This window comes from Streptomyces sp. AC550_RSS872 (genome assembly GCF_019049285.1).
Lineage (GTDB): Bacteria > Actinomycetota > Actinomycetes > Streptomycetales > Streptomycetaceae > Streptomyces.
Map to the genome: position 1 here is coordinate 229,037 of NZ_JAGMUL010000198.1, position 1,227 is coordinate 230,263.

A 1,227-nucleotide genomic window follows, 5' to 3' on the forward strand; every position below is an offset into this window, starting at 1 on the left:
AGTCGAGGAGCCGACGGCCGCCCTCGCCGCGGCGGGGGCGAAGGACCGGGCGCCGGGCAAGGCAGGCAGGGCCGGCAAGGCGGGCAGGGCCGGCAAGGGGGGCAAGGTCCCCTTCCGGGTCCGGTGGCGTCGGGACCGCGCGCTCATCGTGATGACGCTGCCTGTGATCGTCCTGCTTGTGATCTTCAACTACGTTCCGTTGCTGGGCAACGTCGTCGCCTTCCAGGAGTACGACCCCTATGCCGCCGGCAACGGCATCACCGCGATCTTCCACAGCCCCTGGGTGGGGGTGGAGCAGTTCTCGCGGATGATGGACGACCCGCTGTTCTGGAGCGCCACGAAGAACACCATCGTGCTGTTCCTGCTCCAGCTGGTGCTGTTCTTCCCGGTCCCCATCGCCCTCGCGCTGGTCATCAACAGCGTGATCCGGCCCAGGGTGCGGGCCGTGGCGCAGGCGATCATGTATCTGCCGCACTTCTTCTCCTGGGTCCTCGTCGTCACCGTCTTCCAGCAGATCCTCGGCGGTGCGGGCATCATCGCCCAGACCCTGGAGGACCACGGGTGGAGCGGCTTCGACCTGATGACCGACGCGGACCTGTTCAAGTACCTGGTCACCGCGCAGGCCGTGTGGAAGGACGCCGGCTGGGGGATCATCGTCTTCCTCGCCGCGCTGTCCGCGGTCAGCACCGACCTGTACGAGGCCGCCGCCATGGACGGCGCGGGACGCTGGCGGCGCATGTGGCACGTCACGCTGCCCGCGCTGCGCCCGGTGATCGCGCTGCTGCTGGTGCTGCGGGTGGGTGACGCGCTGAGCGTGGGCTTCGAGCAGTTCCTGCTCCAGCGGTGGGCGGTCGGCGCCGGGGCCAGCGAGGTCCTGGACACCTACGTGTGGAACATGGGTATCCAGAACGGCGACTTCAGCTATGCGGCCGCGGTCGGCCTGGTCAAGGGAGTCATCGGAGTCTGTCTCGTGCTGGGTGCGAACAAGGTCGCGCACCTGCTCGGCGAGCAGGGGGTGTACAAGAAGTGAGCCTGAACACGCAGCTCGTCCGCAGCCTGAAGGCTCCCGCCCGCCCGGTGTGGGAGGAGCCGCCCAGCAAGGTCGGACTCACCGCCAAGAGCGGCTTTCTGGCCCTGTGCTGTCTGGGGGTCCTCGGACCGCTGTGGATCGTGGTCGTCACCAGCCTCTCCCCGAAGCCGGTGATCGACCGGGTCGGTGGCCTGGTC

1 protein-coding gene and 1 pseudogene are annotated in these 1,227 nt (G+C 68.5%); both read left to right on the forward strand.

What is annotated here, in order from left to right:
- A partial coding sequence (locus KUM44_RS42840) for a sugar ABC transporter permease (RefSeq protein ID WP_254390912.1) occupies positions 1-1,030 on the forward strand: 1,030 nt, incomplete at its 5' end.
- Positions 1,027-1,227 (forward strand): annotated as a pseudogene (locus KUM44_RS42845) (carbohydrate ABC transporter permease); the annotation flags it as partial. The gene KUM44_RS42840 and the pseudogene KUM44_RS42845, both read left to right, overlap by 4 nt.